At 71.8% G+C, this 22838-nt stretch carries 16 protein-coding genes; 7 read left to right on the top strand and 9 right to left on the bottom strand.

Annotation, left to right across the window (positions count from 1 at the left end):
- Positions 1–40: 40 nt before the first annotated feature.
- Entirely contained in the window at positions 41–1402 is a 1362-nt protein-coding gene (locus H8R17_RS28455; RefSeq protein WP_187826085.1) for an LCP family protein, read from the bottom strand.
- Here H8R17_RS28455 and H8R17_RS28460 point away from each other — a divergent pair.
- Positions 1389–1598, top strand: coding sequence for a hypothetical protein (locus H8R17_RS28460; protein ID WP_187826086.1), 210 nt, complete (start codon positions 1389–1391; stop codon positions 1596–1598). The genes H8R17_RS28455 and H8R17_RS28460 overlap by 14 nt on opposite strands.
- A gap of 89 nt (positions 1599–1687) precedes the next feature.
- On the top strand, positions 1688–2722 hold the full coding sequence (locus H8R17_RS28465; RefSeq protein WP_187826087.1) for a glycosyltransferase family 2 protein: 1035 nt from the start codon (positions 1688–1690) through the stop codon (positions 2720–2722).
- Between the two features lie 38 nt (positions 2723–2760).
- Here H8R17_RS28465 and H8R17_RS28470 read toward each other — a convergent pair whose 3' ends face one another.
- From H8R17_RS28470 to H8R17_RS28485, 4 genes are all read right to left on the bottom strand, one after another.
- Complete coding sequence (locus tag H8R17_RS28470; RefSeq protein ID WP_187826088.1) at positions 2761–4524, bottom strand: LCP family protein; 1764 nt, start codon at positions 4522–4524, stop codon at positions 2761–2763.
- 171 nt (positions 4525–4695) lie between these two features.
- Positions 4696–6444: an LCP family protein gene (locus H8R17_RS28475; protein ID WP_187826089.1), complete on the bottom strand. Its 1749-nt coding sequence runs from the start codon at positions 6442–6444 to the stop codon at positions 4696–4698.
- Positions 6445–6672: 228 nt separating this feature from the next.
- Positions 6673–7953 (bottom strand): LCP family protein, encoded by a 1281-nt coding sequence (locus H8R17_RS28480; protein WP_187826109.1) that lies wholly within the window; start codon positions 7951–7953, stop codon positions 6673–6675.
- A gap of 579 nt (positions 7954–8532) precedes the next feature.
- Positions 8533–9288 carry a TIGR03089 family protein gene (locus H8R17_RS28485; protein ID WP_187826090.1) on the bottom strand — a complete coding sequence of 252 codons (756 nt, stop codon included), beginning with the start codon at positions 9286–9288 and terminating at the stop codon, positions 8533–8535.
- 132 nt (positions 9289–9420) lie between these two features.
- Between H8R17_RS28485 and H8R17_RS28490 the strand changes: the two genes are divergently transcribed.
- Together H8R17_RS28490 and H8R17_RS28495 are read left to right on the top strand one after the other, a co-directional pair.
- Positions 9421–10842, top strand: a complete 1422-nt coding sequence (locus tag H8R17_RS28490; protein ID WP_187826091.1) for a peptidoglycan recognition protein — start codon at positions 9421–9423, stop codon at positions 10840–10842.
- Between the two features lie 165 nt (positions 10843–11007).
- Positions 11008–12090, top strand: coding sequence for a sugar phosphate nucleotidyltransferase (locus H8R17_RS28495; protein WP_187826092.1), 1083 nt, complete (start codon positions 11008–11010; stop codon positions 12088–12090).
- Between the two features lie 300 nt (positions 12091–12390).
- Here H8R17_RS28495 and H8R17_RS28500 read toward each other — a convergent pair whose 3' ends face one another.
- From H8R17_RS28500 to H8R17_RS28515, 4 genes are all read right to left on the bottom strand, one after another.
- A complete protein-coding gene (locus tag H8R17_RS28500; protein WP_187826093.1) occupies positions 12391–13407 on the bottom strand; it encodes a DNA-3-methyladenine glycosylase in 1017 nt (338 codons plus the stop codon).
- A 68-nt stretch (positions 13408–13475) separates the two neighbouring features.
- Positions 13476–14831: a coenzyme F420-0:L-glutamate ligase gene (locus H8R17_RS28505; protein ID WP_187826110.1), complete on the bottom strand. Its 1356-nt coding sequence runs from the start codon at positions 14829–14831 to the stop codon at positions 13476–13478.
- Positions 14832–14890: 59 nt separating this feature from the next.
- Positions 14891–15874, bottom strand: a complete 984-nt coding sequence (gene cofD / locus H8R17_RS28510) for a 2-phospho-L-lactate transferase (RefSeq protein ID WP_187826094.1) — start codon at positions 15872–15874, stop codon at positions 14891–14893.
- A 33-nt stretch (positions 15875–15907) separates the two neighbouring features.
- Entirely contained in the window at positions 15908–16450 is a 543-nt protein-coding gene (locus H8R17_RS28515; protein WP_187826095.1) for a cysteine dioxygenase family protein, read from the bottom strand.
- Between the two features lie 682 nt (positions 16451–17132).
- On the opposite strand from H8R17_RS28515, the gene H8R17_RS28520 reads away from it, so the two are divergent.
- The 3 genes from H8R17_RS28520 to H8R17_RS28530 all read left to right on the top strand — a co-directional run bounded on the left by H8R17_RS28520 (position 17133) and on the right by H8R17_RS28530 (position 22837).
- The gene (locus H8R17_RS28520) at positions 17133–17396 is read left to right on the top strand and encodes a WhiB family transcriptional regulator (protein ID WP_003975777.1); all 264 of its coding nucleotides are present in this window, start codon (positions 17133–17135) and stop codon (positions 17394–17396) included.
- A gap of 210 nt (positions 17397–17606) precedes the next feature.
- A complete protein-coding gene (locus H8R17_RS28525; RefSeq protein WP_187826096.1) occupies positions 17607–21341 on the top strand; it encodes a glycosyltransferase family 2 protein in 3735 nt (1244 codons plus the stop codon).
- Positions 21338–22837, top strand: coding sequence for a DUF5719 family protein (locus tag H8R17_RS28530; protein WP_187826097.1), 1500 nt, complete (start codon positions 21338–21340; stop codon positions 22835–22837). The genes H8R17_RS28525 and H8R17_RS28530 overlap by 4 nt, the downstream gene beginning before the upstream one ends.
- The last annotated feature ends 1 nt before the right edge of the window (position 22838 follow it).

The following is a 22838-nucleotide window of genomic DNA, read 5'->3' on the forward strand; positions in this document are numbered from 1 at the left end:
GGGCACTTGGCCAACTCTGCCCGTAAGCGATCACCTCGCCCTACGGGCACCCCACCTCGTCACCGCGCACCACCCCGGACTCCCTCTGGCCCGGATCGTCCGCCTTCACCCGCCGTACCTTCTCGAAGTCCGAGCCGGCGATCACCTTCAGCGTCGGGCCGAGACCCTTGACCGCGCGCAACTGGCTGCCGGGCAGGGCCGCCGCGAGGGAGCGGGCGGAGCGGTCCCAGCGGGGGTCGTGGGCGACGATCGTACGGCGCACGGAGCGGTCGGCCGCGTTGACCGGGGCCCGGGTGGTGCGGAAGCCGGTGGCCGCCAGCGCCGCGTCCACCCGGCGGCCCAGGCCCGCCGTCCCCGTGCCGTTCTCGACCTGGACGCGGATCTGCTGCGGGGCCACCGGGACGCGCACCACCGTGCTGCGCGGCCGGTGCGCGGTCAGCGGACGGTCCTCCCGCAGAGCCGTGAAGAGGCGCTCCGACTTGACCGGGTCCCACTTCAGGGTCGAGCCGACGCCCTTGACGGCGTAGCCCATCCGCCCGATCGGCACGGTCGTGAACTCCGAGGAGGAGGGCGAGAAGTTCCGCATCGCGCGGCCCAGGTCGAGCAGCTCGTCCGTGCCGAAGCCCTTGTCGGCCCGCACCGAGCCGAGCACCGCCCGCGTCACGTCCCGGAACTTCATCGGGTTGAGCAGGATCCCGGAGGAGGTGACCCGGTCGACCAGCGCCGCGAGGAAGCGCTGCTGGCGTTCCATCCGGCTCAGGTCGGAGGCGCCGTCGACGTGCCGGGCACGGACGTACTGCAGCGCCTGGCCGCCGTTGAGCTGGTGCCGGCCCGCGGGCAGGTCGAGACCCGTGTAGCTGTCCTTGAGCGGCTCGACGGTGCAGATCTGCACGCCGCCGACCACGTCGACGGTCTTCATGAAGCTGGTGAAGTCGACCTCCAGATAGTGGTCGATCTTCACATGGGTCATGTGCTCGACCGTGCGCACGGTCAACTGCGGCCCGCCCTCCGCGTACGCCGCGTTCAGCTTGATCGGGTGCCCGCCGTGCCGCTTGCCGGTGGTGGCGTCGGTGTGCGCGGGCGGCACGGCGTACGAGTCGCGCGGCAGGCTCACCACGCTGGCCCGCTCCCGGTCCTCCGAGATGTGCACGATCATGATCGTGTCGGTGCAGTGGCAGGGCGCGCCGCCCAGCCGGTACCTGCGCCGCTCCTCGTCGCTGATCCGGTCGCGGCCGTCGGTGCCGACCAGCAGGACGTTCATGCCGTGGCCCGCCTGCGGGCGGTTCTTCATGTCCTTGAAGGGGTCGACCCGGGCGATGTCCCGGTCGAGGCTGGTGATCACCGTGTGGCCGATCCCGGCGGAGGCGAGGACGACCACGGAGAGCGTGGTGACCGCCCGCATGGCCCAGCGCGGCTTCTTCCGCCGTTCGGGCGCCCGCGCGGGTGCCCGGCGCGCGGGGCGCGGCGACGGCTGCTGCGCGCGAGACGACGGCTGCGGCGCCTGCTGCCGTGGGCGGCGCTTCGGCTGTCTGGCGGGGGACCGGGGCGGCGTGGGCAAGGGGACACCTCCGGGCGAGGGCCGAGCGTGGGATCCGTGAGCACCGTAGGCCCATACGATCGCCAGGCCCGCGCCAACGCCCTGGCGGCGCGCACCGGTGTCCCCCGTTCGCGGTAACGTGAACCCCCTATGAACGCCAATCCCGACGTGCAGCACCCCGCCGTGTCCGTGATCATGCCCGTCCTCAACGAGGAGCGGCATCTGCGCGGCGCCGTCCAAGCGATCCTCGCGCAGGAGTACGCCGGCGAGTTGGAGGTGGTGATCGCCCTCGGTCCGTCCACGGACCGCACGGACGAGATCGCAGCCGAACTCGTGGCCGAAGACCCGCGTGTGCACACGGTGCCGAACCCGACGGGCCGTACACCCGCCGCCCTGAACGCCGCGATCAAGGCCTCCCGCCATCCGGTCGTGGTCCGCGTCGACGGACACGGCATGCTCTCGCCGAACTACATCGCGACCGCCGTACGGCTGCTGAACGAGACCGGCGCGCAGAACGTCGGCGGCATCATGCACGCCGAGGGCGAGAACGACTGGGAGCACGCCGTCGCCGCGGCCATGACGTCGAAGATCGGGGTCGGCAACGCCTCCTTCCATACGGGGGGTGAGGCCGGGCCCGCCGAGACCGTGTACCTCGGCGTGTTCCGGCGCGAGGCGCTGGAGCAACAGGGCGGCTACAACGAGGAGTTCATCCGCGCCCAGGACTGGGAGCTGAACTTCCGGATCCGCGAGGCGGGCGGGCTGGTCTGGTTCTCGCCCGAGCTGAAGGTGTCGTACCGGCCGCGGCCGAGCGTGCGCGCGCTCGCCAGGCAGTACAGGGACTACGGCCGCTGGCGGCACGTCGTCGCCCGCTACCACGAGGGCTCCATCAACCTGCGCTACCTCGCCCCGCCGACCGCGGTGTGCGCGATCGCGGCCGGCCTCGTCGTGGGCGCCGTACTGACCCCGTGGGGCTTCCTGATCCCCGGCGGCTACCTGGCGGTGATCCTCGCCGGCTCCCTCCCCGCGGGCCGGGGCCTGCCGCTGAAGGCACGGCTGCAGATCCCCGTCTCGCTGGCCACGATGCACATGTCGTGGGGCTGGGGCTTCCTGACCAGCCCGAAGTCCCTGGCGAGGAAGGTCATCGCGTCACGGCGCCCGGCGGTACGGGACTCCGCGACCGCGTGACGTCGGGGGCTGCCGCCGGTGAACCCGCCCCCGCTCCGCTACCAGCGGTAGGGCGCGTACACGTCCATGCACTGCTTGCTGTCCGAGCCGTTGAGGGCGTCGGCCGACTCGGGGACGTCACCGGCCTTCGGCGCCGACTGCTTCGGGTACGTCGTGCCCGAGCGCCAGTCGCCGCCCACGACGAGCGTGACACCGGACACGTCGGTCGACCTCTGCACCGAACTCAGCGGAATCCCCAGCGACTTGGCGACCCGCTGCGCATCGCCCGCCAGCTCGGCGCTCGGATAGCGCACCAGCGTCTTCGCTTCGGCGTACGACCCGGAGGTGTCCGCCGAGGCCCGCGTGAAGCCCTTGTTCACCAGCGTCCCGACGACCGTGCTCGCGCGGCCGTTGACCACGCCGAGGGTGTCGGATCGGGTGCCGTTCTGAACCAGCACCCCGATCTGGTCGTCCGCGGCCGAGGGGTCCTCGGAGGGCTTCTCCTCGGCCTTCTTCGCCCTCTCGGCCGCCTTGGCCGTGTCCTTCGCGCTGCCGTTGTCGTCGAAGGCCACGTCGTCGCGGAGCATCGACCAGATCTTCTCGGCGTCCGCGCCCGGCACCAGATGGTTGGCGTCCATCGGGTCGGTGTCGGTCGGCATGGTCATCATGGTGATGCGGTCCGTCGGCACCGTCTTGAGCTGCGTGCCCAGGTCGTACAGCTTCCTGACCGAGCCCAGCTCCTCGGAGACCTTCAGGGAGTTCGTGGCGGCCTCGGCCAGGTTCATCAGCCGGCCGGTGTCGGTGAAGACGTTCTGCCCCCGCAGCGTACGGATCATCGAGTTCATGTACATGTGCTGGCCCTTGGCCCGCAGCAGGTCGCTGCCCCAGGCGTGCCGGGTGCGCAGCCACTGCAACGCCTGCTGGCCCTGGATCTTGTGGGTGCCGGCCGTCAGCTTCAGACCGGAGCCGCCGCGCGCGTTGGGCAGGGGCCGGTCCCACACGTTCTGCTTCACACAGACCTCGACCCCGCCGACGGCGTCCGCCATCTTCACCACGCCCGCGAAGTCGATCGTCATCCAGTGGTCGATATAGACTCCGGTGAGGTTCTCCCAGGTGGCGAGGGTGCAGCCGGCCCCGCCGCGGGCCAGCGAGGCGTTGATGATGGTGTTCGTCGCCTTGTACGTCTCGCCGGACTCCGGGTTCGTGCACTTGGGTATGTCGACCCGGGTGTCGCGCGGAATGCTCACCACCGCCGCGCTCTTGCGGTCCGAGGCCAGGTGGATCAGCATCTGCACGTCGCCCAGCGGCGGATTGCCGCGGGTGTCCCGGCTGCCGCCCAGCCTGACGTTCTCGTCGGAGTTACGGCTGTCGGAGCCGACCAGCAGGATGTTCAGCGGCGTCTGCCCGGCCGCGTTCGGCTCCGCCTTCCTGGCCTTGGAGTCGCCGCTGCTGCGCTCGCCCTTCTGGATGTTGCCGTTCAGCTGCTGGTAGTAGAGGTATCCGGCGCCGGCCGTGCCGAGTATCAGCACCGCGAGGGTCGACGCCGACCAGCGCAGCGCCCGCCGCCCGCCGCCTCTGCCTCTCCCGGACCCGCGTCTTCCGGACCCCCGTCTTCCGGACCCCCGTCTTCCGGACCCCCGTCCTCCGGACCCCGGTCCTCCGGACCCCGGTCCTCCGGACCCGCGTCTTCCGGAGCCGCCCGCGCCGGAGTCGCCCGCGCCGGCGGCGCGTTCACCGTCGTACGGCCCACCGCGGCGGCCGCCCTCCCGGGCCCGCCGCGTCCCCGGTCGAGGCTCCGCCCCCCGCACGCTGCTCTTCGTCATCTCCCACCGTCCTCCCACCCTTTGCGCCACTGACGGGCCTGCCGTGCGCTCTGTCAGACGCACGACAGACCCGTCAGGTCACACTTGGAGGCGTGCGAGGTCCTGCCACCGGATTCCGCTACACCGCGGCGCCCGCCCCTGGGGCGGACGCCGGGCAGGTCGCGACAGTCCCTAGCTCGCGCACTGAACCTTGTCTGCCGTGGACTTCTCGACATCCGGCGCCGTTGCCGGACCGGTCACGGACGAGCCCGCACCCTTGAAGTCCTTGCCCAGGGTCAGCGTCATCGCCGGCATACCCTGGGAGTTGGTCACGCTCTCGCCCGGCTTCAGCGCCGAGCCGGCCAGCCCCATGATGTCGGCCAGCCTGCGCGCCTGGTCCGCCTGGTCGGGCGCGTACTCGAGCGTGGTCTTGCTCAGTTCCGCCGGCGCGTTGCCGGAGTTCTCGGACTTGGTGACACCCTCCTGGTTCTGCAGGTAGTTGAGCATCTGCTGCGCGGAACCGGCCGGCGCCCCACCGTTGAGGATCCGCACCCGCACCTCCGGGGGGGCGGCCTTGGTCCCCTTGAGACGGGCGGCCTCGGCGTCCTTCTGCTTCGCCTTCTTCGCCTTCTCCTGCTGCTTGACCTCGGTGAAGGACACGTCGTCCTTGATGGCCTGGAAGACCTGGGGAGCCTTCGACGGGTCAGGGATGACCGTCGCCTTGACCTTCTCCGTCGGGTTGTCCAGCACGGGGATCGTGGTGAACGTCAGATTCTTGATGTTGAGCTTGCCCAGCTCCAGACCGAGGTCCTTCAGCTTGGTGATGCTGTCGAGCTGGGAGTCGACGGTGAGCGCCTTCGTGCCCGCCTCCGCCAGTTTGATCATCTTCGACGGGTTGGTGAGCGTGTCGTCCGACTTGAGCTTGCGCATCAGCGCGCTCAGGAACTGCTGTTGCAGGTTGATCCGGCTCAGGTCGCCGCCCGTGCCCACGGAGTGCCGGGTGCGCACGTAGGCGAGCGCCTGCTCGCCCTCGATGGTGTGCGTGCCCTTCGGCAGATTCAGGTGCGACTCCGGGTCGTTGATGTCCTTGGCCAGGCACACCTCGACGCCGCCGACCGCTGTGGTCAGCGTCTTGACCGCGTTGAAGTCGGCCACCATGAAGTTGTCCGGCGTGATCCCGGTCAGCTCGGTGACCGTGCGCATGCTGCAGCTGGGCGTCCGGCCGTCCTGGCCGAGGCTCGTGTTGAAACGGACGTCCTGCGTGCCCGGGATCACCTTCTGACTGCCGTCCTCCTGCGTGGTCGGACAGTCCGGGACGTCCACTATCAGGTCACGCGGGATGCTCAGCGCGGTCGCGTTCGTCCGGTCCTTGGAGACGTGCAGCAGGATCGTGGTGTCGGCGTGCCCGACGCTGCCCGAGTCGCCGTAGCTCGTGTTGCCCTTGCCGGTGCGCTTGTCCGTGCCGATCAGCAGGATGTTGATCGGCTTGTCCTTCTCGAAGCCACCGGTGCTCGCGCCGTCGTCGGAGACGGCCGTGATGTTGTCGTTGAGGTGCTCGATGTACAGGTAGGCGGCTCCCGCCCCGGCGACCAGCACGAACGCCATCGTGGCGCCGGTCCACAGCGCGATCTTCCTCCGCTTCGAGGCCTTCTTCACCGGTCGGTGCCCGCGCCGCCCCGGCGGCGGCTCGGCGGGCGCGCCGCGGCGCCTGCGCGGAGCCGGCACGTCGCGGCCGGGGGCCTCGGGGGACGCCCGACGGCTGCGCGCGGGCGTACCCGCGGCGGGGGCGGGGGAGGGGGAGGGGGCTCTACGGGGACTGGGGACCGCCGACTGCGGTGCGGAAGGACTCAGTCGCAGTTCGTATTCGCCGGTGTTCGGATTGAGCACCCACTGGTCTGCGGGGTCGATGTTGTCCGCCCGCCCACGGCCTTGCGCGTCCACGGTTGTCCGAATCCTCCGTCGGGGCCACGCGGCGCCTCCCCCCAAAGGCGCTCGGGTCTCGGTTTCACAGTGCACGACCCCAGGAAGGACCTCTGGCCGGATGCACCGGATCGCTCACACTATCCGGCCAGTTCAACGTGTAGCGACGTTGGTGACAAATTCCACGTCCCTACAACTGGGCAATCCGCCCATTTCTCTGATCGCGTGTGCGCCGCCTTGGCAAATGCTTTACGCGCAGCCGTCCTCGGCGGCGGTGTTCCCGCGGAACGTCGGCGCCGGGGAAACGTCGGCGCCGGGTCCGGCGGGCCGCTTTTCCCCGCCCTTTCCGTCCCGGTATCCGCCGCGGCCGCCGTCGGATCCGTACCCGCGGTAGTCGAATGACTCCGCACCTGAATCGTTCGGCCCCTCGTCCGCGTCCGCGTCCTCACGGGATTCCGAATTACGCCCCTTTGTCGCCGCCCCCTGGGAGGCTTCCTTCGTGACAACCAAGGGCGCATCCGTGCGCAGCCGCCCGAACAGCCTCTGTGCCTCGGGTTCCACGAGCTGGTCGCGATTCGCGTCGTAGACATACGACTCTCGTGGAACGGTCAGAAATTGCACACGTTCAGTGGGGATGTCGCGCAGGCCGCGAACGAGTTCGTACAAACCACGCAGATTCGCCAGTTCCGGGTCGGTGGTGAGGGACGACGTGGCGGCGTCCAGCACGGGATACAGCTTCACCGGATTCAGCAGTACGTCATTGCTCTGCACCTTGTTGACGAGCGCGCCGAGGAAGCGTTGCTGCCGTTCCATCCGGTCGGTGTCGCTGCCGTTGCCGAGGGACTTGCGGGCGCGGACGTAGCCGAGGGCCTGCTCGCCGTTCAGGCTCACGCGTCCCGCGGGCAGCCGAAGCTTGGCGTCCTTGTCGCGGATCGGCTCCCTCAGGCAGATCCGCACTCCGTCGACGGCGTCCACCATCTCCTTGAAGCCCCGGAAGTCGACGACGACGTGATGGTCGACGCGGATGTTCGTGAGCCTCTCCACGGTCCGGATCGTGCAGGCCGAGCCGCCCACCTGGAAGGCGTAGTTGAACATCGCGAACATCGGCTCGGTGCGGGTGCCGTCCCGACGCAGACAGCCCGGCACGTCCACCATCAGATCCCGGGGCAGCGAGACGGCGGTCGCGGTGCGCCGCCCCGCGGACAGGTGCAGCAGGATCGTAGTGTCCGACCGCTCGGTCCCCGGATCCCGCCCGTACCGGGCGTTCCCGTTGCCCTGCCGGGTGTCCGACCCGATGAGCAGAATATTCCGCGCGTCCTTGACGAGCGCAGTGGGCCGCTCCTTCTCAAACCGCGCAAGCTCGGCCGCAGCCGCTTCGTCAGGCGTGATGTTCCCATCGAGCTTCACGTACACGGCCCCGCCGACGGCACCCGCCCCGACCATGACCCCGGCGACCCCGACGGCAACTCCCCGCACCCACCGCCGCCGCCTCCGCCGCACCAACCCGTCCCCACTCGCCGACGCCCCCACCCCCGGCCCAAGCGCTTCACCTCCCACGGACCCGATCACTCTGCGTCCACCCCTCAAGCGGTACGACGAAGGTCACCACACGAGCTGCTCCTACGACCATGACGTGGGCGGAGGCCGGGGGCAGGGTGATGTAGGCCGAACGGGGGACGAAACGGCACGCACCCGAGGTGACACACACCTCGACATCGACGGGAGCCTCTGGGCACCGGCGACACATCGCAGCCTGCTCGCACCCACAGGGGTGTGCCACGCCCGCCCCCACCGAGCCGCACCCGACGACGGCGCCCGGCGCAGCCGACACGGCTGCGGGCATGCGTGCTGCCCGGGGCGGCACGGGCGGGCGATGGGGGTGCCCCCGCGCGAGCTCGTTCGAGCGTGGGGGAGGCACCCCGCCGGCGTGGGCGAGCGCACCTACCCCTGGCCGGCGGCAACTCCGGGTGCCTGGCAATCGTGGTGCAGCTGACGCCGTCTCGCCGTGGGCGCAGCGGCGCCTCGCCGGCGTGGGCGAGCCAAACCCACCCCCGGCTCGCACCAACCGACAGTCACCCAGTCAACGCCGGACCCCGCACCGGCCAACGGTCACCGCGCAACCGCCGTAACCCGCTCACTCTCGATCCGCTTGTCCAACGCCTCGCCCGCCAGCCGCCCCAGATGCCGGCACAACACCACCGACCCCCCGGTGGCCAACGGCCCGTACAACCCCGCGTTCAACCCCTCCCACGTGTCGTACGGCAACCCGGACAGAATCCGTGACCCCGGCCCGATCAACCCCAGCCCCGTCGCCTCCGCCCGCGCCCGCTCCACGACCTCCGCCCCGCTGAACTCACGCCCGGCCACGATCAGCCCCGGCTCCTCCGGATCCACCGGCGCGTACGGCACGAACCGGTCCCCCTGCCCCGGCACCTCCACCGCATAGTCGGCAAACCCCTCCGGCCGCTGCGCAAACCGCCCCCCGAGCGGCCGCAACGCCATCGCCACCCGCGCCCCACCACAGGCCCGCGCCGCCTCCAGCGTGTCCGGCCCGCTCACCACCACGTCCGCCACCCCCGGCTCCCCGCCGACGTCGGCGATCACCCCCACCGACGCACACGCGAGCAGCCACACCGCGGTCTGCCAGTGCGCGGGCAGCAGCAGCGCCACCCGGTCACCGGGCTCGGCGGACAGCTCGTCCTGGAGCAGATTCGCGGTCTTGGCCACCCAATTGGCGAAGGTGGCCACGGACAATTCGACGCGTTCACCCGTGGCGTCGTCGTAGAAGGTCACCAGCGGGCGCCCGGGATCCGCGGCCAGCGCGGAACCCAGCAGGTCGGCAGGGGTGCGATCGGTGGCGTTCACCCGCACAAGCGTACGCGGCCCCCGCCCCGGCACCGAGCGCCCGGCCCACCGGATCACCCCCGATCCGCCACCGGTTCGGCCGAACGATCACCGACGGCCCGTCAACTCCCGGATGGACAGAATTATATGACTATGTCCAACATCAGGGGCATGCGTGGATTCCTTGCTTCCTCGATTGGTGTCACCTGCGCGGCGGCCCTCGCCCTGCCCCTCACCCCGCCCGCCACCGCGGCGACCGCGAGACCGGCGCCGGCAGCGGAAGGGGCGGCTCACCCGACGGATCCGGCCCCCCTCTCCGGCCGCACCCAGTCCCTCCCCCTCGACCCCCTCGCCCCCCGCGCCCGCGACCGCTCCGCCGCCCCCACCTCCGCCGCCGAACTCCGCCTGCCCCGCCGCGCCGTACGGCACTTCTCCCTCGTCGGCGTCGTCTGGGACGACCCCGACACCGAACTGCACGGCCGCGTCCAGGTCCGCACCCGCGCCGTCGGCACCCGTACCTGGTCCGGCTGGCAGGACATCGAGACGCACAACGCCGACCACGGCGCCGACCGTGGCATGGCCGAGCGCACCTCGGACCACGTGCGCGGCGCCACGGCACCGCTGTGGGTCGGCGACTCGGACGGCGTCGAGGTGCGCGTCCGGGCGGTGACGTACGACCCGGCCGGCCGGTCCGCCGTACCGGCCCCCGCCCCGCTCCCCTCCGGACTGCGCCTGGAACTCGTCGACCCCGGCGACGCCGCCCCGCCGCCCCCGTCCCTCCCCGTCGACGCCGCCCGCGGGGGCACGCTCGGCGCGGAGGCGTCCGCCGCCTCGGCCGCGTCCGCCGACAACGCCGGCCTCGCGCCCGTCGGCGTCACCGAGATCCCGGCGCTGAGCCGCCGCCAGACCGAACAGGAACTGCTCACCCTGCGCAGCGCGGAACTGACGGAGCAGCAGAAGGCGAAGCCGTACATCGGCCCGCGCCCGCGCATCGTCACCCGGCGCGGCTGGGGCGCGGACGAGAAGCTGCGCGAGAAGAGGTTCGTGTACACGAAGAAGGTCAAGGTGGCCTTCGTCCACCACTCGGCCTCCGGCAACAACTACTCGTGCTCGCAGGCCCCGTCGCTCATCCGCAGTATCTACCGCTACCACGTCAAGAGCATGGGCTGGCGCGACATCGGCTACAACTTCCTCGTCGACAAGTGCGGAAACATCTACGAGGGGCGCGCCGGGGGCGTGGCGAAGCCGGTCATGGGTGCGCACACCCTCGGCTTCAACACCAAGAGCATGGGAATCGCGGTCCTCGGCTCCTACGGCGCCACCAAGCCGTCCGCCGCCGCTGTGAAGGCCGTCGCACGGCTCACCGCCTGGAAGCTCGGCCTGCACGGGATGAATCCGCGGAGCAAGACATACCTGAAGTCCGCTGGTAGCAATCTCTACCGAAAAGGCAAGAAGGTGCGACTGAATGTGATCTCGGGGCACCGGGACGGCTTCGCCACGGAGTGTCCGGGGCGGCGGCTCTACGGCAAGCTCGGCTCGGCCCGTTCGAAGGCGGCCCGCTTTCAGGGGCGCTGAGCCGGAACCGGGAACCGTCCTGCCGGAGTCACATTCACCGCCGTCGGGGGCAGGGGCGGGTCACCGCACGACCATCGAGGGCGTCTTGGAACGGTCTGCATACACTGGCCGCTCGAAAGATCGAAGGGTCGTTCGGGTGGTCCCGGCAGGAAGCAGAGACGACAGGTGACAGAAGCGATCCTCCTGGTCGGCGGTAAGGGAACCCGGCTGCGGCCGCTCACCGTGCACACGCCGAAGCCGATGGTGCGGGCGGCCGGGGTGCCCTTTCTCACGCACCAGCTGGCGAGAGCGAGAGCCGCGGGCGTCGAGCACATCGTCCTGGCGACGTCCTATCTGGCCGAGGTCTTCGAGCCGTACTTCGGCGACGGGTCGGCGCTGGGGCTCCACCTGGAGTACGTCACGGAGGAGGAGCCCCTCGGCACGGGCGGCGCGATCCGCAACGTGGCCTCCCGTCTCCACTCCGGCCCCGACGACCCGGTGCTGATCTTCAACGGCGACATCCTGACGGGCCTGGACATCCGGGCGCTGATCCGCACGCACGAGACGACGGGCGCGGACGTCTCGCTCCACCTGACGAAGGTGACGGACCCTCGGGCGTACGGCCTGGTCCCCACCGACGACACGGGCCGCGTCCTGGCATTCCTCGAAAAGCCCCAAACCTCCGATGAGATAGTCACCGACCAGATCAACGCAGGCGCATACGTCTTCCGCCGCTCGCTCATCGACACGATCCCCACGGGCCGCCCGGTCTCGGTCGAACGCGAAACCTTCCCCGGCCTCCTCTCCGCCGGGGTCCACCTCCAGGGCATGGTCGACTCCACGTACTGGCTGGACCTGGGCACGCCGGCCGCCTTCGTCCGCGGCTCGGCGGACCTGGTCCTGGGCCGGGCCCCGTCCCCTGCCGTCCCCGGCCGGTGCGGCGACCGTCTGATCCTGCCGACGGCGAGGGTCGCCCCCGACGCCAAGCTGGCGGGCGGCACGGTGGTGGGCGAGGGCGCGCTTGTGGCGGAGGGCGCCCGAGTCTTCGGCAGCACGATCCTCCCCGGCGCCGTCATCGAACCGGGCGCCGTCATCACCGACTCCCTCATAGGCACCCGCGCCCGCATCGGCGAACGCACCATCATCACCGGCACGGTCATCGGCGACGGCGCGACCATCGGCCCCGACAACGAGCTACGAAACGGCGCCCGAATCTGGTGCGACGCCCAGATCCCACCGGGAGCGGTGCGCTTCTCGTCCGACGAGTAGGCCGGTGGGTGGGTCGGGTGCGGGTTTGTGTTGTATGCCTGCGGCGGCCTGCGTGGGTGGGGCGGGGGGTGCGCGTAGCGCCTGCGGTGGGGTTGTGGGTCGGGGCCGCGCCGGGGGGTCCGTCCTCGGTCCGGCGATGTGGTCGGCTACGAGGGTGGTCGTGTGTTGACGCCGGCCGCTGCGGGCGGACACGCCCCGACACACGGCCGTCCCCACCGACGGGCTGCACGACCCATCCCCGGCCGGCGGCAACTCCGGGCGCCTGGCAAACGTGGTGCAGCTGACGCAGTCAAACCCGCCTCACAACCGCCCGATATCCCCCCGAGACATCCGCGGCGCCCTCCGCGGCGGCACGCGCCCGCTCAGCAGAATCAACCGAGCCGCCCGATGCCGCTGCCCCGCATACGGCTCCAGCAGCGACAGCATCACGGAGTCGTCCGCATGCCGATCCCCAGCCAGCGCCCACCCCACGATCCCCGGCAGATGCAGGTCCCCGACCGTCACCGCATCCGGCGCCCCATGACTGCGCTGCACAGTCTCCGCCGACGTCCACGGCCCCACCCCGGGCACCACCTCCAACCGAGCCTGAGCCACCGCAGCCGGCATCCGAACCGCCTCCTCCAGCCGCGCAGCAACCCGGACGGCCCGCAGAATCGTCGACGCCCGCTTGTTGTCCACCCCGGCCCGGTGCCACTCCCAGGAAGGGATGAGCGCCCAGGTCCGCGCGTCCGGCATCACACACATCCGCCCGGGCGCGGGCCCCGGCGCCGGCTCGCCGTACTTCCGTACCAGCAACCGCCACGCCCGGTACGCCTCACCCGTCGTGACCTTCTGCTCCAGAATCGACGGGATCAAAGACTCCAGCACCAGCCCGGTACGCGTCAGCCGTAGCCCGGGCCGCCGGTGCCGCGTGAACGCCACCACCTTGTGCCGCGGCGCGAACGCCGACGGATCATCGGCGGCACCCAACAGCTCCGGCAACTGCTCCAGCAGCCACTCGGCCCCCGGCCCCCACGCCTCACCCCGCACCCCATCGCCGTACGACACCACCCGCAGCGTCCCCGGCCCGGCCGGTGTCCGGCTGGCCCGCCACACGGACCCGTCCGGCATCGCCCGGAACGTCGGATCCCCCGGCCCACGCCGCAGCGGCCCCAGTACCAGCCCCAGATCGAGCGGCCCCTCCGGCACCCACGTACGCACCCGCGCCGGCGCCCGCGCCGCCTGCCGCGGCACCCCGGCGGGCACCGTCATGGGGGTCCCTCCCACGCCCTCAAGGCTGTGCGGGAGCGTGGGCCGGGGAGCGAAACGTCCGGCCACGAATGATGTCCAGGAGAGAAGGGGAGGGGTTTGCGAACTCTATGAGGGTAGACCCTTGTGCGGCACGGTCACCGCACCTCTATGAACGCCCCCGCATCCCGGTCCGGACGCGGTCTCGGTTCCTCCGCCGCATGTCCGATCGCCACCGCGCCCATCGGGTCCCACTCCGCCGCCAGCCCCAGCACCTCGCGCACCACGTCCCGGCAGAACATCGTCGACGACACCCACGCCGAACCCAGCCGCTCCCCGGCCAGCGCGACCAGGAAGTTCTGTACGCCTGCCCCCGCCGCGACCACGAACATCTCCCGCTCGGCCCCGTCCCGCCGCGCGTCCCCGTAGGTGTGCGAGCCGTCCATGACCAGGCAGGGCACCACGAGGTAGGGGGCGTTGCGCAGCACGTCCCCGCGCCGCACGCGCTTGGCGATGGACTCCTCCGTCTTGCCGTCCCGCCGCAGGTCCGCGATCCACGCGTCCCGCATCGCGTCCAGCAGACGCGCGCGTGACTCCGGCGACTCCAGCAGGACGAAGCGCCACGGCGTCGTGTGGTGCGGCGCCGGCGCCGTCACCGCCGCGGCCACCGCCCGGCGCACCGCCCCGGCGTCGACCGGCTCGTCCGTGAACGCCCGCACCGTACGCCGCTGGCTCACCGCCTGCCGTACCGCCTCGGACGTGCCCAGCCGGAACATGTCGTCACGCGCACCGCGCACCATGGCCCGCGCCCCCTCCCCGTCGCCGTCCGCCACCACGTGCGCCAGCCCGCGCAGCACGGCGACGGGCAGCCCGGCGGCCTTGCCCTTGACCAGGTCGCCCGCGGCGGCGAGTTCGTCGGCCGTGGCGACGACGGTCGCGTCGAGTGCGTTGCCGTACGTGTCCGTTCCCCCGCGCAGATCGTCCAGCACGCGCACCCCGGCGGCGCCGATCGCGACATCCGTGAGCCCCGAGCGCCACGGCCGCCCGAACGTGTCGGTGACCACGACCCCGACGGTGACGCCAAGGGCCTCCCGCAGCCCGTCCCGGATCGCACGCGCGGACGCGTCCGGGTCCTCGGGGAGCAGCAGCACCGTCCCGGGCGCCGTGTTCGACGCGTCCACCCCGGCGGCGGCCATGACCAGCCCCTGCCGGTTCTCCACGATGCGCAGCGCGCCGCGCCGGGCCACGACCCGTATCGTCTCGGCGTCGATCGCGGCCTCCCGGTCGGCCGCCCGGACCAGCCGCCCCTCCGCCTTGGACACGATCTTCGAGGTGACCAGCACCACGTCCCCGTCGGCCAGCCCGGGCTCGGCGGCCGCGATCACCTTCGCCAGCTCGTCCCCGGCCACCACCTCGGGAATCCCGCCCACCGCCCAGACCCGGTAACCGGGGGCCGCGGCTGCCGCCGGGCACTGCTGAGCTGCGCTGCCGCCGTTCGGTAGACCTCTGTCCACTGCTGTGCCAGTGCTCTTCGGCTGCCCGCCGCCCTGCGCCCCCTTGTCGTTCTCGCCGCTCAAACCCCCCGCACCTCCTCCGCCAGCGTCAGCGCCTCCCGGGCCATCTGCGCGGCCGCGTCGAGGTCCGTCATCATCAGCGGTACGGCCCGGCAGCGGATGCCGGCCCCCTCGACCCGCCCGACCGCGCCCGCGTCCACGGTGTCGACCAGCCAGCCGTCCAGCAGCCCCGAGCCGTAGTGCTCGGCCACCGCCGCCGCCGTGGACTCCACGCCGACCGCAGCGAGCACCTTGTCGGCCATGCCCCGCACCGGCGCGTCACCGACGATGGGGGAGAGGCCGACGACGGGCACCCCGGCGTCGGCGATCGCCTCGCGGATGCCGGGCACGGCGAGGATCGCGCCGACCGAGACGACCGGGTTGGACGGCGGGAAGAGGATCACGTCCGCCTCGGCGATGGCCTCCAGGACACCCGGCGCGGGCTTGGCCTGGTCCGCGCCGACCGGCACGATCGCCTCGGCCGGGACGGAGGCCCGCAGCCGCACCCAGTACTCCTGGAAGTGGATCGCCTTGCGTTCGCCGGAGCCCGCGGCGGAGCCGCTGTCGGGCAGAGTGACCGCGACGTGGGTCTCGACGCGGTCGTCGGTCATCGGGATCAGCCGTACGCCCGGCTTCCAGCGGTCGCACAGCGCCTCCGTCACCGCGCTCAGCGGATACCCGGCGCCGAGCATCTGCGTCCGCACGATGTGCGTGGCGAAGTCCCGGTCGCCGAGCCCGAACCACTCCGGCCCCACGCCGTACGCCGCGAGCTCCTCCTTGAGGTGGAAGGTCTCGTCGGCCCGCCCCCAGCCCTGCTCCTCGTTGATGCCGCCGCCGAGTGTGTACATCACCGTGTCGAGGTCCGGGCAGACCTTCAGCCCGAAGAGGTGGATGTCGTCGCCGGTGTTGCCGATGACCGTGACGTCCGCCGCCGGCACGGCCTGCTTCAGACCGCGCAGGAACCGGGCACCACCGATGCCGCCTGCCAGAACCACAATGCGCATGGGCCAAGTCTTGCAGGCGGGTACGACAACGCGTCAGGCAGTCACGGTGCGCGGTGCGGTACGGCTCTCGCAGTGCGGCGCGATGGGGGTCCCCCCGGTCGAACGAAGTTGAGACTGGGGGAGCATCGGCATCTCGGTCAGGCCCGGGTAGTAGACGTGCAGGCTGACCGCCGGCTCCAGCGCGTCGTTGGCGACCTCGTGGACGTACCCCGGCGCGAACACCCGCTGCGTGCCCGCCCCCAACGCGCGCGTGCCCCGCTCCGTGCGCTCGGTCAGCGTGCCGTCCAGGACGGTCAGAACGCCGGAGGACCGGCCGTGGTCGTGCGGCCCGCTGCGCTGCCCGGGCACCCAGGACAGCAGCCACCCCTCGTAGCCGGGGCCGGTGCGCAGCCGGTGGTACCAGCGTGTCGTCGCGTCGTACCGGACGAGGTGCTCCCACTGTGCGCGGTCGGCGGCGATGGCGCGGGCGAGGCCGGCGAACTCGGCCACCGTGGCCGGGTGCTCGCGCGGGGGCTGGAGCAGGTGCGGGACTTCGAGGATGTCGCCGGCGATCTGGAGGTCGCTGTCGCTGTTCATGAGTGCGGTGGTTCCTCGGAATGAAGATCGGAAGAAGCGAAGACGTAACAAGGGGGGAGGGAACAGCACGCCGAGTCGAGGTCGAGTGGATTCGACTCAGGAGCAGCTGGAGCGGGATGGGCTCAACAGCTGGAACAGCGACAGCTACAGCGAGCGCGGGCAGCACCGTGGGACCCGGCAGTGCGGGTCGAGGTCAGTGCCAAGTTCGCGAGCATGCCCACAAGGACAGCGGTTCACACCTCCGCTGTCAACTCGCCGCCCGGTATGTGGGACATGGTTCACCTCATCCGGTTCATCTCTCCGATGAAAGGTTTGTTCACCTGTCGGCCGGGACACATGGCGCACAACCGGGCGCACAAGCCCCGTTGCGAACCCGTGATCCGAATGTGATCAGGACCGCTTCGGCATGCGGGTCGCAACGAGATCGAACTCCCGGGCGTCCTTCTCCGTGCAGACTCTGGGCGGGGTCGGATGCCCTTCGGGTCTCGTCTGCGTGTCAGGGTTTATGGCGATTTGAACACTTTTCGCATCGCCTTGGTTCCGCAGAGTGAATAAGGGGCTCAATAGCAGATCTCGGCTTGACTCGCCCGGAGCAGCACACTTGTAATTTCACTCGTGTCGTTCAGCCGGAATCGGTAACGGCAACATCACGGGGACGTGAAAGACAGACGAGGGGCGCAGCATGACCGAGCTGGTGCAGCAACTGCTGGTCGACGACGCGGACGAGGAACTCGGCTGGCAGGAGCGCGCGCTGTGCGCCCAGACCGACCCCGAGTCCTTCTTCCCCGAGAAGGGCGGCTCCACCCGCGAGGCCAAGAAGGTCTGCCTCGCGTGCGAGGTCCGCTCCGAGTGCCTCGAATACGCCCTCGCCAACGACGAGCGCTTCGGCATCTGGGGCGGTCTGTCCGAACGGGAGCGCCGCCGGCTGAAGAAGGCCGCAGTCTGAGCAGTCGCAAGAGGTGGTACGGATCCTGCGTCCATGCGTCTCGATCTCCGCGCACATATGTCTCTTGCGGCCCGTCGCCGGTGGGCTGTCCACAGGCGGCGGGCCGCCGTGTTGCCCAGCCGATAGTGTGGTCGCTCGTCCGAGACGCCCCGCTGCTCCCGCGGAGCACAGGCGTCCACCGCAGTCCACCGAACCGGGGCCCGTACCTCGATGTCCGTGCACAGCCACACGGCAGCGCATCACGACACCGCTGCCACACCTGAGTTCCCGCGTCATGTGGTGACCGCGGTCCTCGTCTCCCACGACGGCGCCCGCTGGCTGCCCGACGCGCTAGCCGGACTGCTCGGCCAGGAGCGCCCGGCGCAGTTCGCCATGGCCGCCGACACCGGCAGTGCGGACGACTCCGCCCGGCTGGTCAGCGAGGCCCTCCGCGACGACCGCGTGCTGCACCTCGCCCGGCGCACCGGCTTCGGCCAGGCCGTCGAGGAGTGCAGCCGCACCGCCCCCGTCCTCACCCCGGACGACCTGCCCTACCTGAAGCGGCCCAGCGGTTGGGACCCGGTCACGCGCACCTGGCGCGACGACGCGTACGACATGCCCGAGCTCCCGCACGGGGAGCCGGTGCAGTGGCTGTGGCTGCTGCACGACGACTGCGCCCCCGAACCCGACGCCCTGGCCCAGCTGCTGCGGGTCGTGGAAAACGAGTACGAGCTCGGCCGCGAGGACGTGGCCGTCGTGGGCCCCAAGCTCCGCGGCTGGTACGACCGCCGGCAGCTCCTCGAAGTCGGCGTCAGCATCGCCCACTCCGGCCGCCGTTGGACCGGCCTGGACCGCCGCGAACAGGACCAGGGCCAGCACGACCACGTCCGGCCCGTGCTGTCCGTGTCCACCGCCGGCATGCTGATCCGCCGCGACGTCTTCGACCAGCTAGGCGGCTTCGACCGCCGCCTGCCCCTCATGCGCGACGACGTCGACCTGTGCTGGCGCGCGCAGGCCGCCGGTCACCGCGTCCTCGTCGCCCCCGAGGCCGTCGTACGACACGCCGAGGCCGCCTCCCGCGAGCGCCGCACCGTCGACTGCGCGGGCCGCACCACCGCCTCCCCGCACAAGGTCGACAAGGCCGGCGCCGTCTACACCCTGCTCGTCAACACGCGTACGGCCGTGCTGCCCTGGGTGCTGCTGCGCGTGGTCCTCGGCACGCTCCTGCGCACCCTCGCCTATCTCGTCGGCAAGGTTCCCGGACAGGCCCTCGACGAGATCCGCGGTCTCATGGGCACGTTGCTGCGGCCCGAGCGGATCATCGCCGGGCGGCGCAGCAGAGGCCGCCCGCAGGTCGACAAGGGCGAGCTGCGACCGCTGTTCCCGCCGCCCGGGGCGACCGTCCGCGCCACCGTCGAACAGGTCGCGAGCAACCTCGTCGGCCGCTCCGACCCCGAGGTCGCCGTCGGCGCGGGACGGCACGGCGGGGCCGTCGAGTCCGGGCCCGGCGGGGACGACGCGGACTTCCTGGAGATCGAGCAGTTCGCCCGCCTCAAGCGCATCGCCCGCAAGCCCGGACCGGTGCTCTTCCTGGTGCTGCTGTTCGTCTCCCTGCTCGCCTGCCGTGAACTCCTCGGCGGCGGCGCGCTCGCGGGCGGAGCCCTGCTGCCCGCCCCGGCCGACGCCGGCGAGCTGTGGTCGCGCTACGCGGACGCCTGGCATCCGGTGGGCGCCGGCGGCACCGCCTCCGCACCGCCGTACGTCGCACTCGTCGCGCTGCTGGCCTCGGTGCTGCTCGGCTCGACGGGACTCGCGGTCACGCTCCTGCTCGTCTGCTCGGTGGCGCTGGCCGGCGTCACCGCCTACTTCGCCTCCCGCCCGCTGGTCGAGTCGCGGCTGCTGCGCGCGTGGGCGGCCGTCGTCTACGCCTTCCTGCCCGCCGCCACCGGCGCGCTCGCCGGCGGCCGTATCGGCACCGCCGTGCTGGCCGTACTGCTGCCGCTCATCGCGCGCGCGGGTCTCGCCGCCAGCGGCCTGGCAAGCGCCTCGGGCGCGCGCGGCAGTTGGCGCGCCACCTGGGCGTACGCGCTGCTGCTGACCATCACCACCGCGTTCACACCGATCGTGTGGCCGATCGCGCTGCTGCTCGGCCTGGCCGTCCTGGCGCTGCGGCGCGCCGACCTCACGGCGTCCGGGCTGCGGCTGCTGGCCCAGCTCGGCACGCCCCTGCTGGTCCTCGCGCCCTGGTCGCTGTCGCTGTTCCCGTTCGGCTTCTTCGCGGAAGCCGGCCTGGACTACGGCCCCTCGGCCGCCTCTGCCCTCGACCTGCTCGGCGCCAGCCCCGGTGGCCCGGGCACGGTCGACGGGCTGATGCTCATCGGCATCGTGCTGGCCGCGCTCGCCGCCCTGCTGCGCTCCGAGCGCCAGCTGGGCATCCGGACGGCCTGGGCGGTCGCCCTGACCGGACTCGTCTTCGCGGTCCTGTCCAACGACTCCGCCTGGGCCGGGCCCGCGACCCTCGTGTACGGCATCGCCCTGCTGGCCGCCGCCGTGCTCGGCGCGGACGGGGCACGCGCGCGTGTGGCCGAGCAGAGCTTCGGCTGGCGCCAGCCGGTCGCCGTGTTCATCGCCTTCGCCTCCGCCGCAGGCCCGCTGTTCATCGCCGTCGGCTGGATGGTCCGCGGCGCCGACGGGCCGCTGGAGCGGCGCGATCCGACGCAGGTGCCCGCGTTCGTCGCCGAGGAGAGCGGCACCAGCGACCAGGCACGCACCCTCGTTCTCAACAGCGACTCCGCCGCTCACGTCGGCTACATGCTGGTCCGAGGTTCCGGTGCCCGCCTCGGCGACGCCGAGATCGCCGTCGGCGACGGCGAGAACAGCAGGCTCGACAAGGTCGTCGCCAACCTTGTCGCCGGTTCCGGCGCCGACCAGGCCGACCAGCTCGGTGGCTTCGCCGTGCGCTATGTCCTCGTCCACAAGGGCGCGCCACGTGAGGTCACCCGCGTCCTGGACGCCACGCCCGGGATGGAGCGGCTCAGCCAGCAGGCCGGCGGGGCGCTGTGGCGGGTCGACCACGAGGTGGCTCGGGCGACGATCGTGCCGGGGGCCGGTGCCGGTGCCGGTTCTGCTGCGCCTCGGCCGGTCGCCGCCGGGCCCGTGGAGATCCACACCACGATCCCGTCCGGTGCCGAGGGGCGCATCCTGCGCCTCGCCGACTCCGCCGCCGACGGCTGGACCGCCACCCTGGACGGCAAGCCGCTGACCCGCACCACGGTCGACGGCTGGGCGCAGGGCTTCGAGCTCCCCGCCTCCGGCGGAAAACTGGACGTCACCTACGACGACCCCGTCACCCACACCGCCTGGCTGTGGGCGCAGGGTCTGTTCGCCGTCGTCCTCGTCGTGCTCGCCCTGCCCGGCCGGCGCCGCGACATCGACGACGACATGCCCGAGGAGCCGGTGATCCCCGCCCAGGCCGTCGCCGGCGAGGGCCGCCGCGCGCGCCGCCTGCGCGCCCAGGCCGAGGCCGAAGGGGCCGGCCAGGCGGGCGAGTTCCCGGCCCCGCCCGCTCCCGCGGCCGGCCCGCCCGAGACACCGGCGGCGGCTGCGCAGCAGGTCTACGGCGAGTGGGGCGGCTACGAGGGCGCCGGGTACGGGGAGTACGGCGGCGAGCAGTACCAGGGCGGCCAGCAGCAGTACGCGGGTGGCGGGTACGGCCAGCCGTACCAGGCGGATCCCTACCAGGGCGGCCAGTACGACCCGTACGCGTACGGCGCACAGTCCCACCAGGTGTCGTACGACAACGGCTACGACCCGTCGACGTACGACCAGATGTACGACCAGACGTACAACCAGGCGTACGGCCAGGGCTACGAAACGCCGTACGACCCGGCGCAACCGCACGAACCGGCGCAACCGCACGACCCCCACGGCACGGGCAGTGAGCGTCCCGACGGGAGCCAGCAGTGAACCGCACCACCATGTCCCTGATCGCCGGTGTGACCGCGCTCGCCGCCGTCACCGGATTCGCCGCGCTGTCCTCGCCGGACGCCGCCGGTGCGGGTGCCAAGGCCGCCGCCCAACTCCCCGTGGAGCGCACGAGCCTGCTGTGCCCGGCGCCCAGCGACTCCGACCTCGCCGAGACGTCGTACACGTCCTTCACGCCGGTCACGAAGGGCACGGGCAGCGGCGGCAATGCCGAACTCCGGGCCGCGGCGCAGCAGTCGGGCGACGGGAAGAAGGCCGGCAACGCGGGGAAGGGGAAGAAGGCCGACAAGCCCGTCCTCGAACCCAAGGAGCCCGGCACGCCGGTCACCGGGGACAGTACCGGTGCCGACGCGCCGGCGCTCGTGGGGACCGCCGGGGGGAGGTTCGCGCCCGGCTGGACCGTGCAGGAGACCACGGAGGTCGCCGCGGGCACGGGCCGTGGGCTGCAAGGGGTCAATTGTTCCGCGCCGGACACGGAGTTCTGGTTCCCCGGCGCCAGTACAGCGGCCGACCGCACGGACTATGTGCACCTGACCAATCCCGACGACTCGGCCGCCGTCGTCGACATCGAGCTGTACGGCAAGGACGGGGCGCTGGAGTCCACGGCGGGGGAGGGCCTCACGGTCCAGCCGCATGCCAGCGAGCCAATCCTGCTGTCCACGCTCACCGATGAGCAGCAGACGAACCTGACCGTGCATGTGAGTGTGCGCAGCGGGCGGGTGGGTGCCGCGGTGCAGGCCCTGGACGACAAGGCCGGGGGTGACTGGCTGGCGGCGTCCACGGATCCGTCGGGCAGCCTCGTGCTGCCGGGCATCCCGAAGGACGCGACGGACGTACGTCTGATCGCGTTCACGCCGGGTGACGCCGACGCGGATCTTAAGGTGCGGCTGGCGTCTCCCTCGGGGCTGATCACGCCGGCCGGGCATGAGACTGTGCACGTCAAGGCAGGTATGACGACCGCCGTCGACCTCGCCGACGTCACGCGCGGCGAGCCGGGGTCATTGGTGCTGACGCCGACGGACCAGTCGGTGCCGGTCGTCGCGGCATTGCGGGTCGTGCGGGGCAAGGGCGGCAAACAGGAGACGGCGTTCATCCCGGCCACGCGTCCTGTCGGCACGCGCGCGACCGCGGTGGACAACAGGGCCAAGGGCACGACGCTGTCCCTGACCGCGCCGACCCGCACGGCCCGGGTGAAGGTCACGGCGTCGGCCGGGAGCGAGGGCGGTACGCCGGCGTCGAAGACGTTCACGATCAAGTCCGGCACGACCCAGGACATTGCCGCCCCGGTCCCGTCCGCCCTGAAGGGCACCTACGCCCTGACGATCGAGCCCGTCTCCGGCGGGCCCGTCTACGCCTCCCGAACCCTCACAACCACCCAGAACGGAGTCCCCGCCTTCACCACCCAAACCCTCCCCGACGACCGCGGAATGGTGTCGGTACCGCAGGCGGACGAGGACTTGTCGGTCCTGCAGAAGTAGT

It is taken from the genome of Streptomyces sp. TRM68367, from assembly GCF_014495685.1.
GTDB lineage: Bacteria > Actinomycetota > Actinomycetes > Streptomycetales > Streptomycetaceae > Streptomyces.

Excerpts from the sequence above, each read along its gene's own strand:
- H8R17_RS28455 (WP_187826085.1), bottom strand. The coding sequence starts at position 1,402 with ATGCGGGCGGTCACCACGCTCTCCGTGGTCGTCCTCGCCTCCGCCGGG.
- H8R17_RS28465 (WP_187826087.1), top strand. The coding sequence starts at position 1,688 with ATGAACGCCAATCCCGACGTGCAGCACCCCGCCGTGTCCGTGATCATG.
- H8R17_RS28470 (WP_187826088.1), bottom strand. The coding sequence starts at position 4,524 with ATGACGAAGAGCAGCGTGCGGGGGGCGGAGCCTCGACCGGGGACGCGG.
- H8R17_RS28490 (WP_187826091.1), top strand. The coding sequence starts at position 9,421 with ATGTCCAACATCAGGGGCATGCGTGGATTCCTTGCTTCCTCGATTGGT.
- cofD (WP_187826094.1), bottom strand. The coding sequence starts at position 15,874 with ATGCGCATTGTGGTTCTGGCAGGCGGCATCGGTGGTGCCCGGTTCCTG.
- H8R17_RS28515 (WP_187826095.1), bottom strand. The coding sequence starts at position 16,450 with ATGAACAGCGACAGCGACCTCCAGATCGCCGGCGACATCCTCGAAGTC.
- H8R17_RS28520 (WP_003975777.1), top strand. The coding sequence starts at position 17,133 with ATGACCGAGCTGGTGCAGCAACTGCTGGTCGACGACGCGGACGAGGAA.
- H8R17_RS28525 (WP_187826096.1), top strand. The coding sequence starts at position 17,607 with ATGTCCGTGCACAGCCACACGGCAGCGCATCACGACACCGCTGCCACA.